General features: G+C 59.3%; 12 protein-coding genes. 4 read left to right on the top strand and 8 right to left on the bottom strand.

Annotated elements, in window-relative coordinates; all coding sequences use genetic code 11:
* The first annotated feature begins 1 nt into the window (after nucleotide 1).
* Both astB and astE read left to right on the top strand, forming a co-directional pair.
* Nucleotides 2-1,342 (top strand): N-succinylarginine dihydrolase, encoded by a 1,341-nt coding sequence (gene astB, locus GGD40_RS05420; protein ID WP_179743026.1) that lies wholly within the window; start codon nucleotides 2-4, stop codon nucleotides 1,340-1,342.
* On the top strand, nucleotides 1,326-2,396 hold the full coding sequence (gene astE / locus GGD40_RS05415) for a succinylglutamate desuccinylase (RefSeq protein WP_257030346.1): 1,071 nt from the start codon (nucleotides 1,326-1,328) through the stop codon (nucleotides 2,394-2,396). The genes astB and astE overlap by 17 nt, the downstream gene beginning before the upstream one ends.
* A gap of 136 nt (nucleotides 2,397-2,532) precedes the next feature.
* On the opposite strand, the gene GGD40_RS05410 is transcribed toward astE, so the two are convergent.
* The 5 genes from GGD40_RS05410 to GGD40_RS05390 all read right to left on the bottom strand — a co-directional run bounded on the left by GGD40_RS05410 (nucleotide 2,533) and on the right by GGD40_RS05390 (nucleotide 8,172).
* Entirely contained in the window at nucleotides 2,533-3,036 is a 504-nt protein-coding gene (locus GGD40_RS05410; protein ID WP_179743025.1) for a hypothetical protein, read from the bottom strand.
* 108 nt (nucleotides 3,037-3,144) lie between these two features.
* Nucleotides 3,145-3,453 (bottom strand): phage baseplate assembly protein V, encoded by a 309-nt coding sequence (locus GGD40_RS05405; protein ID WP_179743024.1) that lies wholly within the window; start codon nucleotides 3,451-3,453, stop codon nucleotides 3,145-3,147.
* A gap of 320 nt (nucleotides 3,454-3,773) precedes the next feature.
* Entirely contained in the window at nucleotides 3,774-4,184 is a 411-nt protein-coding gene (locus tag GGD40_RS05400; RefSeq protein WP_179743023.1) for a lysozyme inhibitor LprI family protein, read from the bottom strand.
* A gap of 17 nt (nucleotides 4,185-4,201) precedes the next feature.
* Nucleotides 4,202-5,497, bottom strand: a complete 1,296-nt coding sequence (locus tag GGD40_RS05395) for a hypothetical protein (RefSeq protein ID WP_179743022.1) — start codon at nucleotides 5,495-5,497, stop codon at nucleotides 4,202-4,204.
* Nucleotides 5,494-8,172, bottom strand: coding sequence for a type VI secretion system Vgr family protein (locus GGD40_RS05390; RefSeq protein WP_179743021.1), 2,679 nt, complete (start codon nucleotides 8,170-8,172; stop codon nucleotides 5,494-5,496). Before GGD40_RS05390 ends, GGD40_RS05395 begins: the two co-directional genes overlap by 4 nt.
* 639 nt (nucleotides 8,173-8,811) lie before the next feature.
* Between GGD40_RS05390 and GGD40_RS05385 the strand changes: the two genes are divergently transcribed.
* Nucleotides 8,812-9,606 (top strand): ABC transporter substrate-binding protein, encoded by a 795-nt coding sequence (locus tag GGD40_RS05385; RefSeq protein ID WP_179743020.1) that lies wholly within the window; start codon nucleotides 8,812-8,814, stop codon nucleotides 9,604-9,606.
* Nucleotides 9,607-9,749: 143 nt separating this feature from the next.
* Here the strand turns inward: GGD40_RS05385 and GGD40_RS05380 are convergent, their stop codons facing one another.
* Nucleotides 9,750-10,508, bottom strand: a complete 759-nt coding sequence (locus GGD40_RS05380) for an acetoacetate decarboxylase (RefSeq protein ID WP_176057972.1) — start codon at nucleotides 10,506-10,508, stop codon at nucleotides 9,750-9,752.
* Between the two features lie 267 nt (nucleotides 10,509-10,775).
* Between GGD40_RS05380 and GGD40_RS05375 the strand changes: the two genes are divergently transcribed.
* On the top strand, nucleotides 10,776-12,206 hold the full coding sequence (locus tag GGD40_RS05375) for an EAL and HDOD domain-containing protein (protein WP_179743019.1): 1,431 nt from the start codon (nucleotides 10,776-10,778) through the stop codon (nucleotides 12,204-12,206).
* Nucleotides 12,207-12,350: 144 nt separating this feature from the next.
* Here GGD40_RS05375 and GGD40_RS05370 read toward each other — a convergent pair whose 3' ends face one another.
* Together GGD40_RS05370 and GGD40_RS05365 are read right to left on the bottom strand one after the other, a co-directional pair.
* Nucleotides 12,351-13,808: an HDOD domain-containing protein gene (locus GGD40_RS05370; RefSeq protein WP_179708761.1), complete on the bottom strand. Its 1,458-nt coding sequence runs from the start codon at nucleotides 13,806-13,808 to the stop codon at nucleotides 12,351-12,353.
* Between the two features lie 106 nt (nucleotides 13,809-13,914).
* Nucleotides 13,915-15,729 (bottom strand): putative bifunctional diguanylate cyclase/phosphodiesterase, encoded by a 1,815-nt coding sequence (locus GGD40_RS05365; protein ID WP_179743018.1) that lies wholly within the window; start codon nucleotides 15,727-15,729, stop codon nucleotides 13,915-13,917.
* Between the last annotated feature and the right edge of the window lie 202 nt (nucleotides 15,730-15,931).

Here is a 15,931-nt window from a genome sequence, read left to right as displayed (position 1 = left end):
GATGCAAGCCACTGAAGCCAATTTCGACGGCCTGGTCGGCCCGACCCACAACTACGCGGGACTGTCGTTCGGCAACGTCGCGTCGCAGAACAACGAGAAGTCGGTAGCGAATCCGAAGGCGGCCGCGAAGCAGGGTCTGCGCAAGATGAAGCAACTCGCCGACCTCGGTTTCCATCAGGGCGTGTTGCCGCCGCAGGAGCGTCCGTCGATGCGTCTGCTGCGTGAACTCGGCTTCTCCGGCGACGACGCCACGGTGATCGCGCGCGTCGCGAAAGACGCGCCCGAGTTGCTGGCGGCGGCAAGTTCGGCGTCGGCCATGTGGACCGCGAATGCGGCGACCGTGAGCCCGTCCGCCGATACGCAGGACGGCCGCGTGCATTTCACGCCGGCCAATCTGTGCAGCAAGCTGCATCGCGCGATCGAGCACGAATCGACGCGCCGTACGTTGCGCGCGATGTTCAGTGACGCCGACCGTTTCGCGGTGCACGAGGCGCTGCCCGGCACGCCCGCGCTCGGCGACGAAGGCGCGGCGAATCACACGCGCTTCTGCTCGGAATACGGCACACGTGGCGTCGAATTCTTCGTGTATGGCCGCAGCGAGTATCGTCGCGGGCCGGAGCCGAAGCGTTTCCCGGCGCGCCAGACGTTCGAGGCGAGCCGTGCGGTCGCGCATCGTCATGGTCTCGAGGAGGCGGCCACGGTGTATGCGCAGCAGAACCCGGACGTGATCGATGCGGGCGTGTTCCATAACGACGTGATCGCGGTGGGCAATCGCAATACGCTGTTCTGTCATCAACTGGCGTTCGTCGACCAGAGCGCGGTGTACGACGAGTTGCGCTCGAAGCTGCTGGGTTTCAAGGCTGACTTCAACGTGATCGAAGTGCCCGACGCGCAAGTGAACGTGTCCGATGCCGTCACGTCGTATCTGTTCAACAGCCAGTTGCTGACGCGTCCCGACGGCAAGCAGGTGCTGGTGGTGCCGCAGGAATGCCGAGAGAATGCGCGCGTGGCCGCGTACCTCGACGATCTGACGTCGCACACCGGCCCGATCGACGACGTGCTCATATTCGATCTGCGCGAGAGCATGAAGAACGGCGGCGGCCCGGCGTGTTTGCGTCTGCGGGTGGTGCTGAACGACGAGGAGCGCGCGGCCGTGACGCCGGGTGTGTGGATCAACGACACGCTGTTCGGCCGTCTGGATGCGTGGATCGAGAAGCACTATCGCGACCGTCTCGCGCCGTCCGATCTGACCGATCCGCATCTGCTTCACGAGTCGCGCACCGCGCTCGACGAGCTGACGCAGATTCTCGGTCTGGGTTCGCTGTATGACTTCCAGCGCTGAGCACGGTATGCCGGTCGCCATGCTCGACGATTTTCTCGCTTACACGCTAGCGGGCGCGCGGCCTGCCGCGAATGAAACGCAGGGCGTGTGTGCGAGTGGCGCGCGTTGGTCGTGGCTGGATGACGGCGTGTTGTTGATCGAACCCGCCGCGCAAGGGCAGGGCGCGATGCGCAGCGTGCTGGTGTCGGCGGGTGTGCATGGCGATGAAACGGCGCCGATCGAATTGCTGTCGTTTCTGGTGCGCGATATCGCGCATGGCGCCGCCGCGTTGACTTGCCGCTTGCTGGTGATTCTCGGCAATGTCGATGCTATGCGGGACGCGTGTCGTTATCGCGACGACGATTTGAACCGGTTGTTTAGCGGGCGGCATTTGCAAGTGCCGCAGAGTTATGAAGCGCCGCGTGCCGCTGCGCTGGAGCAGGCTGCGGTGCGGTTTTTCGTGGGTTCGGGTTCGGCTTCTGACTCGAACGCGCCCGGCGAGCGCTGGCATATCGACATGCATACGGCGATTCGCGCATCGGCTTTCGAGCAATTTGCGTTGCTGCCGCATACCGGCAAGCCGTTCTCGCGCGCAATGTTCGAATGGCTCGGCGAAGCACGTATCAGTGCGGTGCTGTTGCACACCACGAAGGGAAACACGTATTCGCATTTCACCGCGCAAGCGTGCGGCGCTGAAGCGTGCACGCTCGAACTCGGCAAGGTGCGGCCATTTGGACAGAACGATCTCGCGCGTTTCTCAGGTGCGGATGAAGCGGTGCGTTATCTGCTGGCAGGCACGCATGGCAACGCGTCAGCGCAGTTGCCACGCGTGTTCACCGTGATCGATCAGCTCACCAAGCAAAGCGATGCGTTCGAATTGCTGGTGGCGGCGGATGTCGCGAACTTCACGCCGTTCGCGAAAGACACGCTGCTCGCGCGCGATGGTGATTATCGCTATACCGTGCGTCATGAGGAAGAACGTCTCGTGTTTCCGAATGCGACGGTGAAGCCGGGTTTGCGTGCTGGTTTGCTGGTAGTCGACACCACTGACGATACGTTGTCTAAGCTCGTCTAAATCCAACTCCTTCAAAACCGACCGCGGCAGGAAGCCCCATTGCATCTCGCGTACAAACTCGCGTGATGCAATGAGGCTTAAGGTAAGAGCATGCGAGCGGTGCGATTTGCACGGATCGTACCTATCCTGTCCGGAATCATTGCCTGATGTCACGCACAGCAAAATATAAATCTCTATTTTTTAAATTCAAGAGATACCCTCCGTGCACATTTTGAAATGAACCGCTTTGTCCAAGTCCGTCAAAATTGAAGCCAACACAAAAATACTGATGTTTTCCCTCTTTGGCAAGACTCCATTGTGCCAGCATCGGATTGAATGCGGCGGGCTTGGCCTTCCCGTTGTTGCCAATGGGTATGGACTTGGACAGTCGATAGAGTTTTCCAGAATAGATTAACGCCTGATCTGGTTTTCTTTCAGCGTAACCCATATCGGTACCTTCATATTTTAAGATATAGCCTGCATTGAATCCGTTCGCGTAGTCATCCTCTTGAAAAACCTCGTCCACATTAATGTTCCGGATGGTGACGGAGGGCGCAACTGCCCGTGCCTGAAGGCAACTTTTAACCAGATTTTCGCTTGGGGGAGCAGCCCATCCGATACTGGAGACAACCATGATCATTGCGGCGAACGCGCTCTTCATCGATATTCATTCCCACCCGTAACATCCAGGCATTGCTGATTGTATTTCCAAAAAATTGTGCCGCCGATGCCCGCTGTTGAATCTGTAAGTTTTATACCGTGTATCATGTTACAGGCCCTTGGAATGCCAGTGAGGATTCGCGGCGCCGTTGTAAACGCAGCCTGTTACGAAGGGTCTATCGCAATCGCCGTTCACCCAGTTGATCAGCACTTCTTCACCGACTGTTGAGACATGCACACCAACGTACCCACCGCTGGCATCGGACATCGCGGCCCGCGCCCGGCACGATGCTTTCTCGTTGTCGTTGTTGAGTCGATGCCTATGGAAACGAACCTTGATGCGATTCATAGGATTCAGCGGATTGGTATAGACGTCCGCGTTCGCAGGGCCAACGACAATCGGTGACTGAAAATGCATCACGGGCTTGTGATGTTCGAGTGGACTACGATCGGACTCAGCCTTCCGTTCCCCAAGAAAGCTCGATGACCTTAGGCACGTCGGACGTGCCCTTATATGACAAGGGTTTAAGCCGCCCGATGTGCGTAGGACTTTTCGGTCATCCCCGCCTCACGCTGGAAACACGGCTGATCTGCTGGTCCTTGATCGCACCAAGCCTGAACCAGTCGCTGCGTCCGCTTCACATGCTTCTTCATCCGTTGTTCGGAGGTGAGTTGTTGCTCAGTTTATTTCGGAAAAATGCAAAATAATATCGTTTTTATCACGCATCCGCATTGTACTCACTGAGACTGAGCTTGCTCTAAATAACTCTGCAGCGCCTTAGTCCTATCGGCAGTTAATTCAGCGATACATTGGGATCGGTTCACGACTAGCCACTGATGCGCGCCACCGCTCAAACTTGTTCGAAATTCACACTCTGCATCTCTGAATGCGACCCACGCGCGCTGTGCCGATACGATTTGAGTCCGGGAAAAGTTCTCTTTTTCCGAATCATCCTTAAGGCTGCCAAGCAGCTTCTTGTAGGTATCGTTGAGCACTTTGTCGGCTGCAACACGTGCTTTCTCCGCGCACTGGAAATTGCCTTGCGCGCTCGCCAGGTCAGTCCCTCCAGGAGGGTTATTGCAGTCCAAGGCAAAGGCGTTCAAAGAAACACAGGACAAAGCGAGAACGAGGTAGCGATTAAATTTCATGGTGGGCATCTTAAACATTAGTGATCGTATTCGGACGTATACGTGGCGGGGTAGTACAGATCTTCAGCAAGAAATCCTGTTTCGTCCTTTAAGAGTGTTTTGGCACGAACAATCTCATCGCGTTGGACAGGGATACCTGCAAGCGTGTTGGCATGGGTCGGATCGAGGTGCGCGATATATTCCACCGCCCGTTTCTCATCGTCTCCACTGACGAAGGGAACTGCAACACCACAGCACTTCGCTGCAGCCGTAATGAGCATTTTTTTAGCGCCGCGAATCGCACACGCTGTCACAAACGCTATGCCAAGCGCAGACCGGATATTCTTGTCCTTGCAGAATTTGAGTGCGGGATTCATATACCCTTCCACCGCAAAATCCAATTCAGCCTCTTGGAAGGCGTCCACTTTGCCTGCTTCCACAAAGCGGGTTGCCCATTTGCCTTCCCACAGGTCTTGCTTCAGACCTCCAACATTCACAGCAATAGGTTGAACCCGTTTTCCGCGAATTTCGCTACTGACCGGTAGAGTGTGGTGGGCCGCGAGGTAAGCCAAATGCGTCCCCTCGCTTGTGTGACGTATCGAATTCCAATGGGCCTGGCCGGACGCATAATCAACATTCGAAACGTCGATGCCGGTGGTCGTGAGCGCTATTAACTCTGCGTAATTGTCACCGAACACCTCGGCGAACTTTGCGCTGTCTTTCTGAACCATTCTTTGCAGGAGCTTTCCTAAACTTCCGCTGTCTTGAGTGAACTGAATGATTCCGTATGACAATCCTATATGTACCAGACGGCCATAGCTCAAGCTAGGACTTGGTTGCGCATGGAACTCCGTATCGCGATTTTCGGCGGTAAAAGGATCGTGTCCGCTCTCGCATAAAGCGATTGCAGCAATGATTTGCAGTCGCTCGTTTCTGTCAAGAATAACGCCTTGGAATTCAATGACATGAGGCGGTTTGTTCAGCCTGTCGATCAGTTGCTGATGATCCGCAGTGTCATTCTTGTTTTTCTTTTTCGGCACCGGTGGAGTATTTACAGCCGGTTGTGTAGATGAAGGCGCAGGTGCCTTTGGTGTCAAGGGCACGTCATGATGTTGTTGGACTTCCGTGCTTTCGCCCGAGTTCCGTATCATCTCAACGATCTCGTCTGCAATCGCGACATTACATATATATCCGGTCTCGTAGGCGAACGGCCCACCAGACAATTGCGTTTGCGGTTCACCGGAGTCAGGGCTCACGTTGGTTCGCAAAAAGACCGGAAAAATGGCGTCGCTACCGGCCAACAAATCGGGTTGTTGCAAGTCATCGTTGATCATACCGTTTTTCCCCGGATTTTCTTCAGGATCTCCACACGGAGAACGTCCGCCTGGTTGCTAATAGCCAACTGTGCGACTCCGTCGTGATCAGTCTTCCCAGTAACGACCTGTCCGTTTTTTAGATGGACACGAATAGGTCGATCAACGATTGCATATCCGCTGTTGTCTACAAGCCATACCGGCCGGTCATACAAGTGATCGAAAGGCAACGCCGGAAGTGGATAAGCGGTCTCAGCGGGACCAGCAAAACTATGCTGGCTACCCTTGATATCAATCTTGCCTGGTGCATGAATTTCAATGTTGCCGTCCTTGATGCGAATGTAGGCGCCACCGGATGTCAGAAGGATTTCTTGCTTCGCCGCCGCTTCAATCTTTTCCGTCGCGGACAGCAGCTTCACTGTCTTCTGCGCGGTTAGTTCGATGTTATCCGCGTGGGCCTGAAGTTCGACCTTACCCTTGGCTGCGAAGAGCTTCATCCCGGCATTCTGCACAAACAGGCTCAGTTTTTCCGCGACACTTGCGATGAGCGATTTACCGGTTGCGATGTACGTGCTTTGCCCGCTAATCAGATTGACCTGTTGATCGGCGGAGACATGGGCGGATTTCTGCGTAGACAACGCAATGCCTGACGGACTACCGAACAGCATGACCGGCTCCTTGAACGCATTTGCGTTTCCGGTTCCACCGCCAGCGGTGTTACCGCCTGACGACGAACCCGACACGCTGTTCCGCGTCGCGTCCGTGTATGACTTCAGCGAGTCGTAGCCATCCTTGAGACTTTCTGCCTGATGTGTCGTGCTGGCATTCGACATCGCTTCCAGCACGCTTTCCGAATTCACTAACTGCGAGGTTGTTTGCCGTGCATCCAGTGGCTGGTAGGACGCCGGGTAGGTTGTGACATACAGGCCTTGGCCCGCACGCACCGCGCCGTAAGCATCCGACTTCAGGTCGAAGCCACTGCCGAGATAGGCCCCGCGAGTGTTGCCGGTCTGTGCGATCAGGTAACCCAGATGCAAATGTGCGTTCGTACTCGTTGAATAAAGCTGAACACGGTTCTGACCACTGGAGTCGTCCATCACCATCTGGTTGTAGCCGCTGCCTTGATATTCCTTCGACTTGTAGCCCGATAGCAGACCGTTGGAATGCCAATGCGGTTTCGTCGCGCCGTTGTAAACACGGCCTGTTACGAGGGGTCTATCGCAATCGCCGTCTATCCAGCTAATCAGGACCTCTTCGCCGACTCTCGGCACATGCACACCACCGTACCCGCCGCCGGTATCGGACATCGCGACGCGCACCCAACACGATGCTTTCTCGTCGCCGCTATTGAGCCGATCCCAATGGAAGCGAACCTTGATCCGATTCAGCGGATCGGTATAGACCTCGGCATTCGCAGGGCCGACAACGGTCGCCGATTGCAAGTGCATTGCTGGCTTGTGATGTTCGAAGGGGCTGCGATACGCAATCACCTTGCGTTGTGCTTCGATCTCGACGAAAAAGAAACCTTCGCTGCCATCCGCGTGCGTGATTTTCAGACCGGCATGGTTAGCTTCTGCGGCGGCGAGTTTGCTCTTCAGGCTGTGCGGGAAATCGGTAGCCTGACTGGACACCGGCAGATTGTTCTCGATGAACCAGGTGGCTTCGATAATCGCAAACTGGCGGTTTTGCTGACTATCTGTCGCATGGTCGGGATGATCATCCAGTTCGAACCAGCGACCTGCATCGGCACCACGCACACCGCCTGAGCCATAGAACCGTTTTGCCCGCGATTCCCATTCTTCCATACGGATTTTTGACAGCGCATCGCCCCTATCCTGTTTGCCGTAGGTATAGGTGCCCGTGTATTCATACACCTCCGCCTGCTGGGGTAAGTTCCCCTGCGTGGGTAGTGTCGGGATATTGGTGCCCTTCGGATTAAAGGACGACCCAGGTGCCTTGTAATCGAAGGTGCGCGTTGTGAGCGTCGTGCTCTGGAGTGTTCGCGTTCCTGACCACTGCACTAGCGCATCGGCTTCGCTATTCGTGCCCGCGCGATAGAACTCGACACTCTGCGGCGAAAGTGGCTGGAGCGTGTCCAGGCTGTCCGTGAGGATGAATGTATGGGACTTACCGTCGCTGGCCTGCTCAAAGTATCCGAATAGCCCTTCGTTTTCCATCAGCCGGTGGACGAAATTCCAGTCGTCCTCGTATTGCATGCAGAACGAACGCGAGGGCAGGGGCTTGCTCAGGGCAAAGCGAAATGCACCTTGGGCCTGCGGATGCATGTTGAAGACGTCGGTCAGGATTTCGTCGGCTGGCTTGTCTTGCCAGATTCGTGCATCTTTACGGAAGCGCAGAAAGTGCATCCACGATGCAAAGCCGATCTGATAACTCGTCAAGCCGCTGTCCGACCCGAGACGCCGCGCGGTATGCACATAACCGTGATGAGGGAGATAGGACCTGTCGGTCTGTTGAACCCAAAGCGTTACCGGCTGGGCGATCAGTTTCTTGAGTTCAATCGTATCGGAGGTAGACACGACATCAACTGTGAACTCGTAGTGACGGCCAATTCGAGAATGACCAACGACTCGCTGGGGCACCAGGACATTATTTCCCAGTGACGTATCCAGCTTCAGCAGGCGATCACTCTGGACGAGTCCGCCAGTCATTGCCCCGATTATGTCCTGCGCTCCCATACAGCCTCTTCGTGTTAGCTAAACGAGCGAACGCGCTCGGTGCGATTTTACGAAACTCCCGACCGATGAACCAGACGTTCGATGCCCGTAAGTGTGAAGTGGCATAAATTTCTGAAAACTAAATATGTGCTCGGCATATCCACGGATTTTGTCAAACGATCTTCCCGATGTTCTTTCGGTTGGGCAAATGGATTACGATTCCCGATTTCAAGCGGCCTCGGCCTGATTGCCCAATACATGCCACGGCGTGCGCGAGCAACCGGTGACATCATTTTGGGGCGTCAAGGGCAACGGCCACTTTCTGGTGGAATGGATTAAGGCGCTTTATCTGCCTGGCACCTTAAACGCAAAATGGAAGGCGCTACCGCCGCCAACTCCGTCTCGCTTGAATCACCCCCACCACCTTGCCTGAACGCGACACGAATTTGCACGTTTGCGGTGCATCGATTCGCACACGCCAGAAGTTCACGCCAGCCCCCGCCCGCCAGGCATGCCCGACGAAGCCTGTACAATCCCGGCCTCGCGGCTGTTGCGCTGCACCACATCGGCCGCACGAGTTTGAATCGCATTTTTGGCGCGGCAATGATGCTTGCCAGGATTCGGCTCCGTCTTATTCAATACCGTAGAGGAACACCCGTAATGAAGATGAATTGGCGAAACATGGCTGCGCTCGCGCTGTTCGCGACGGCAACGGCAGCGGCTGGCTCCGCATCCGCGGCGGATCTCAAGGAAGTGCGCTTCGGCGTCGAAGCGTCGTATGCGCCGTTCGAATCGAAGTCGCCGTCGGGCGAGCTGCAAGGTTTCGATATCGACGTCGGCAACGCCGTGTGCGCGAAGCTGAAAGTGAAATGCGTGTGGGTCGAGAACGCGTTCGACGGTCTGATCCCCGCGTTGCAGGCGCGTAAGTTCGACGCGATCAACTCGGACATGACGATCACCGAGCAACGCCGTCAGGCGATCGACTTCACCGATCCGATCTACACGATCCCGAATCAGATGATCGCGAAGAAGGGCAGCGGTCTGCTGCCGACGCCGGCTTCGCTGAAGGGCAAGCACGTCGGCGTGCTGCAAGGCACGATCCAGGAAACCTACGCGAAGGCGCGTTGGGCGCCGGCTGGTGTCGACGTCGTGCCGTATCAGACGCAAGACCAGATCTACGCCGATCTGGCATCGGGTCGTCTGGACGCGTCGTTCCAGGACGCGGAAGCCGCTTCGAAGGGCTTCCTGAAGAAGCCGCAGGGTGCGGGCTTCGACTTCGCCGGTCCGGCTGTCAGCGACGAGAAGCTGCTCGGCGCTGGCGTCGGCTATGGCGTTCGCAAGGGTGACAAGGCGTTGAAGGACGAGCTGAACCAGGCGCTGAAGGCGCTGAAGGCGGACGGCACGATCGACCGTCTGGCCGCGAAGTACTTCGATGTGAAGGTGGTGTTGAAGTAACGCGCCGATCGAAGCAGCACGCTGCTTCCGATGGACAGCAAAACGGCCGCAATAGCGGCCGTTTTGCTTATGAGGCGACACTGCGTCATGACGTCAATGCGCGTCACTGTCAGCGCATCGCCCAACAGCAACTCTCCTGCAACTCAACGCGCATTCACCTTCGGCTGGTCGAGATAATCGAACACCACTTCGCCGAGACCGAGCGTCAGGTCGGCGAGCAGATGCCTCGCCTCCACGATCTCCAGCACGGGCAATTCCGCGACCGGCGCGAGCGCATGCGGCGCCAGTTCGAGCGCAGCCGGACCGGTCCATGCGCCTTTCAGATCGATGTCCTGCAGGTAGTAACGCACCAGTTCGCAAATGCGCGGCGTGCCGTCCACGTGCGGAATCACCTTGAGCAGAAAGTTCGGCGTTTCCAGGCGCTTCTTCTGCTGCGCGAGGTCGAGCTGCCGATGCTTGTAGCCCATCGTGCCCGTGGCGATTCGCACCGGGCCGTAATCGAGCGTGCCGACGAGCGTGTCGGTGTGGACCGACAGCACCGGACTCGCGAGCTTCTTCGGAAAGCCCCACAATTCGCGGCCGCCGGCGATCGGCGGATGATCGTCCAGATACATGGCGAGCGTGTAGCCGCCCGCGACGCCGTTATACGACACCGGAATCACCTGACCGCTTTCCGTGTAGTCGCCGAAGCCGGTCGAGTCCGGCATGCGGATGAACTCGTAGTGCACCAGCGGCTCACCGATTTCGAGCGGCTCGGGCACCACCGCGCGCAGTTTGTCCGGGTCGGTGCGGTAGGTGATGATCAGGAACTCGCGATTGATGAAACGATATGGGCCCATGGGAAATGCCGGGCTCGTGATCGGCATCGCGAAGGCATTCGACAGCACGCTTTTGACGTCCATATTTTTCCTTGGTGGTTAAAGGCAGGAGGAACGCTGTTGCACCGCATCACAGTATCGTCGATTCCGCGCCGTAGCTCTTTCCGACACCTCTCCAATTATTTCGAGATATTGCTTCATTGACATGTCCGGGCATGGCGCGCTGCGCTAAAATCGCCGGGCGCATCGCGGGCGCCGCGGGTCTTTGGACCTTGAACGGCGTGTGTTGAATGCGGCAAAACCAAAATACAGCAGGCGGCGCCGGGCGGCGCTGAGCGGGGGATGACCTGAATGACCAACGTCGCAATCGAGAATCCGAGCCACACCAGCGCTGCGGACGATGCGCAACTCAATGCCAGCTTCGCGCGTCAGCCGATCCTGAATCGTGATGGCATGCTGTGCGGCTACGAAATCAAGGTGCTTGAGCCGGCCATGCCGGGGAGTGCGGACGCGGCGCATACGCCGGCGGACGCTACGAGCGCCGCGGCTGCTGCAACGGCGTCTGCACAAATCGAACCCGGAACCGAAGCGGCTCCCGACACTGACGCCGACGCGCAAGCGAACCGCGCACCCGATCCCGCGCAGTTAGTGAGGCGAGCCGTGATTCGCGGCTTGATTCACGGCAATCTGCGCGGCGCGCTCACCGGTCATCCGGCTTACGTCGATGTAAGCCGTGAGATGCTGCTCGACGATGCGATCCTGCGCTTGCCGGCCGAGCGCTTCATGCTCGAACTGTCGCCGTCGATCGTCGTCGACGACGCGCTGATTCTGCGTATCGTGCAAATGCATGGCCGCCGCTATCGCTTCGTGCTCGACGACGTGACGCAGCCCAACGAGACGTTCGCCAAACTGCTGCCATACGTCGAAGTCGTCAAGATCGACATTGCGCGTGCGCCGGCCGCGTTGTTGCCGAAACTGGCGAGCGTGCTGAAGTCGGCGGGCAAGCTGTTGATCGCATCGGGTCTCGACGCGCAGGCCGACTTCGAGACCGCGCATGGTCTCGGCTTCGATCGTTTCCAGGGGTACTTCTTCGCGCGTCCGCAGACCTCGATGACGCGTCGTGTCAGCGCGCCGCGTCATGCGTTGCTGAACCTGCTGCAATTGCTGGCGGGCGAGCCGACCGTCGCGCAACTCGAAGCCGAGTTGAAGCTGAATCCGGTGCTCGTGATGCATCTGATGAAGCTGGCGAATTCGAGCGGCCTGGCGGTCGGCCACAAAGTGACCACGCTGCGCGACGCGATCAACGCGACCGGCACTGACCGCATCGCGCGTTGGACGCAGTTGCTGCTCTACGCCGACGGCCGCAAGGTCGCGCTTGAAGACGACCCGTTGCTGCAACTCGCGGCGACCCGCGCGCGCTTCATGGAACTGGCGATCGAACGCCTGCCCGAAGCCGGCCGCGACGAAGCCGACGCGGCATTCCTGACCGGCGTGTTTTCATTCGTCGACGCGGTGTTCGGCGGTTCGCTCGAAAGCACGCTGAACGTGCTGACGCTGTCGCGTCCGATTCAATCCGCGATTCTGCAACGCGAGGGGGTGTTGGGTCTGTTGCTGAGCGCGGTCGAAGCGCTCGAGCGCGGCGCATGGGACGAGATCGCCATGCTGTGCGAGCGTCTGAAGCCGTTGACGGTGGAAGAGGTCGCGCAGATGGGACTGGCGGCGGGCGCATGGGCCGGTGTCGCGGATCGCAGCGCGGAAGGGCTGGAACGCATCGAAGATTGAGCGTCGGCGCTCGATCATAAGAAGCAGAAACAGCAAGGCCGGCATGCGTAGCATGCCGGCCTTGGCACATCGATTGAAACCCGGCGTCGGGCAAATCCAGAATCAGGAGAGTGAAGCGTGGCGATCAACGATCTCGCCAGGTTTTCACATCGTCTCCATTTCCCGCATCTGCCCCAGGCCGAAAAAACGGCCTAACTCCTTGGCCAATTCATTTAGTACGCTCATTTCCTTTTGAGAAATTCGTCGTGGCTCCTGCGTATGAGACCAGTCGCCGTAGAGTAGCGCGACGGTCTGATCGCTTTCGTCGACGACCGGTAGCAGCACGAAGGCGCGGGCGTCGTCGAACGAGCGGCGGAACCATTCGGGCAGCCTCGCAACCATTTTCGGATCGCGCGCGTTCTCGATGAAGATGCCCACCGAGTTCGCGATCGCGAGATGGAACACGTCGGGTTCGAACGCGGTGTTGAAGCTGAGTTTAGGGAGCGCCGCGTCGATCTTCGGACCCAGACCAAGGCGCGCCTTGAACGTGCCGTTGCTGTGCTTGACGAACACCACCGTGCGTGCAAAGCCTAAGCCAGCCAGCACGGTTTCGGCCGCGAGAGCGAGTGCCGGGGCGAGCGGGCTGCCAACGGGCAGACCGCGCAGATCCTCGACGCCGACCGCGATGCGATCTTCCGGGCTGAGTGCTTCGCGTGCAATCGCGTCTGCGTTCGCGCGCAACTCGACGATCTCGGCCATCACGCCGTCGCCGCCTTCTTCGCGGGCGAGCGCGAGGCTCATTTCGAGCAGCACGTCGGGGTCAGTGTTCAGGACGCGGCTATATTCCTGCGCCAGTTCAGCGATGCGTTGCTCGCGGTCCCAATCCGGCATGTTCTGCTGGGTGAGCACGCCGGCAACCGCTGTCGAGTAATTGGTGATGGCGCGCAGCCACTGCACCTGGCGCGGCTGTTCGGTATCTTGCGGATCGAACTCGCCCATGCCGGAGCGGATCATGTCGGGCAGGCGCCAGCGCACCGCGGCTTCCTCGCCGATTTCGTCGAAGGTCACGCCGAGCACCAGCACGCAGGCATCGGCTTCGAGCGTGCCGGCGTCGATGTGGCGGCGAATCTGGTCCCACTCCGCGTCGAGATAGAACACCACGAGCAGCTTGCCGATCTGCCGCATGAGCGTGCAGACGACCGCTTCTTCGCCGGCGCGCAGATCGCCGCGCTCGGTCAGCTTGCGCGCGACGCAGCCCGACAGCAGTGTGCGGTTCAGTTCGAGTTTCGCGTCGATGCGGCGCGGCGCGCTGTGATGGAAGTGATCGACGATCTTCAGGCCAACCACGAGGTGGCCGACCGCGTCCATGCCGAGCACCATCAGCGCGCGCGACACCGTGGTGATGTTGCCGCCGAACGCCATGTACATCGCCGAGTTGGCGAGTCGCAGCACCTTTTGCGTCAGGGCGAAATCCGACAGGACCACCTGCACGAGGCCGGTGAAGTCGAGGTCGTCATTGTTCATCGCCGCCATGGTGGTGCGCAGCGATTGCGACAGCATGGGGAAATCGCCGCGCTCGCTCATTCGCGTCCAGAGCCGGTCGAGCACCGCCGCCTTTACCATGTGAGTCCCGCCAAAGCCATACATGTTCCAATGAGTGCCACGCCGGTCCTGGTAGACCGGCTTGTTCCGCTGCATGATCCGCTACCTGAGCGCTCGACCTGCATTGCTACGCGGTATGCAAGTGAAGCGTGCGCGCTTCGAAACGCTGCGCGAGTTCGTCGGAGGGCAACGCCTTGCAGACGAGCCACCCCTGAATATGGTCGCAGCCCATCTCGGTGAGCAGCGCGCGCTGCTCTTCTGTTTCGACGCCCTCGGCGACCAGTTCGAGATCGAGCGTCTGCGCCAGTCCGACGACCGCGCTAACGATTGCCTGATCGTTCCGGGAGGTTAGCAGATTCTCGACAAAACTCCTGTCGATCTTGAGTTTGGCCAACGGGAATCGTTGCAGGTAAGCCAGACTCGAATAGCCAGTGCCGAAATCGTCGACCGCAAAACGGATGCCCATTGCCGTCAATTCTTCGAGCAGACCCTTGGCGTGCGCCGGGTCGTGCATCAGCAGGCTTTCGGTGATCTCGAACACGAGGCGGCGCGGGTCGATGCCGGTCAGCTCGATCGCTTCGCGCACCGAGTCCTTGAAACGCGGATCGCGGAATTGCTGCGGCGACACGTTGACGGCCACGTATTGCAGCGAGATCCCCTTCGCGTCCCACTGGATCAGTTGCATGCAGGCCACCTTCAGCACCCAGTTGCCGAGGAAGTTGATCAGGCCGATCGACTCCGCGAGCGGAATGAACATCGACGGCGGCACCAGACCGTGTACCGGATGCAACCAGCGGATCAGCGCCTCGACGCCGACCACGCCGTGCGTGCGGCTGCTCGTGATCGGCTGGAAGTGCAGTGAGAATTCGCCGTTGCGCACGCCGTCGTACAGATCGGCTTCGAGCTTCAGACGTTCGGCGTCGGCCGGGTTGTCGTCCGGGACGTAGAAGGCGAGTGTGTTGCCGCCGGCCGCCTTGGCCTGCAGCAACGCATGGTCGGCCCAGCGCAGCAGATGCGTGTCGTGGCTGGCGTTGTCGTTGGCGTGGCGCACGTCCGGATAGAGTGCGATGCCGATGCTCGCCGACAGGTGAACCTGCTGGCCGTTATACACATACGGCTGCTGGATCGCGGTCAGCAGACGCCGCGCCAGCGCCTCGGCGGCGGCGGCCGCGTCGGTGCGGTTGGCGGCGGGTTTGACGAGAATCGCAAACTCGTCGCTGGCCACGCGCGCCACCGTTTCGTTGGGGCTCGTCATGTTCAGCAGACGTCGCGACGTGTCGCGCAGCATTTCGTCGCCGGCATCGTAGCCGAGCGCGCGGTTGACGCGCTGGTAGTCGTCGAGGTCGAGCAGCAGCAGCGCGGTCGGCGTGCCGTGCGCGTCCGCTTGCAGTTGCGCGTCGAGCAGCGCCGGGATCAGCGCCGACTGGTTGGCCAGATTGGTCAGGCGGTCCAGATGCAGCGCCTGGGTCAGACGTTCTTCGGTTGCGCGCCAGGCGGACACGTCGAAGCCGGCGATCGCATAGCCGTCGGTGCCGTCGTGGCTGCTGCGCACCACGCGCAGTTCGACGGTGATCGGGTAGGTCAGCGACTTGATCAGGCCCAGCGTGGCTTTCTCGACGTTGCCGGTGGTCGCCGCGAGCGTCAGCAGCGCGTCGAGGCGCGGCACGTCGGCCGCCGCCACCAGATCGTGCAGCGTGATGGTCTCGAGGTACTCGCGGTGATAGCCGATAAAGCGCAGGCTGGCATCGGAGACGTAGATGAAGCGCAACTCGTCGTCGATGTGCGCCAGCAGGTCGACGGCGCCGACCACCTGTTCCAGTTGCGCAGCGCGGCTCGAGGCCGTCTGCGGTTTGACGTCCGCACGCCGGCCGAACGCACGAAGCCGGTCCATGACCGTGCGCAAGGAGCCCCGGCGGGGCGCGGTGATCCTGTTCGCTTCCATGTTTGTCGCTGGCAACCTGTATTCGTCTGCAGGCGGGGCGCTTTGCTCGCCGCCGGGATCGGACGGCCGAGAGGTTATCAGGCCGCCCCATCAGAACGAGATAACGACCGTCGGCGGGAAATCTTTAGCCGCTACTAAAAAAAACACGCGGTAAGGGAACGGCGGCGTCGCGCGGCGTCGATTCCATTAAAGTGGGATGGCC

It is taken from the genome of Paraburkholderia bryophila (assembly GCF_013409255.1).
Lineage (GTDB): Bacteria > Pseudomonadota > Gammaproteobacteria > Burkholderiales > Burkholderiaceae > Paraburkholderia.
The sequence above is the reverse complement of the archived record's forward strand: the minus strand, read 5'-3'. Positions and strand labels throughout refer to the sequence as shown.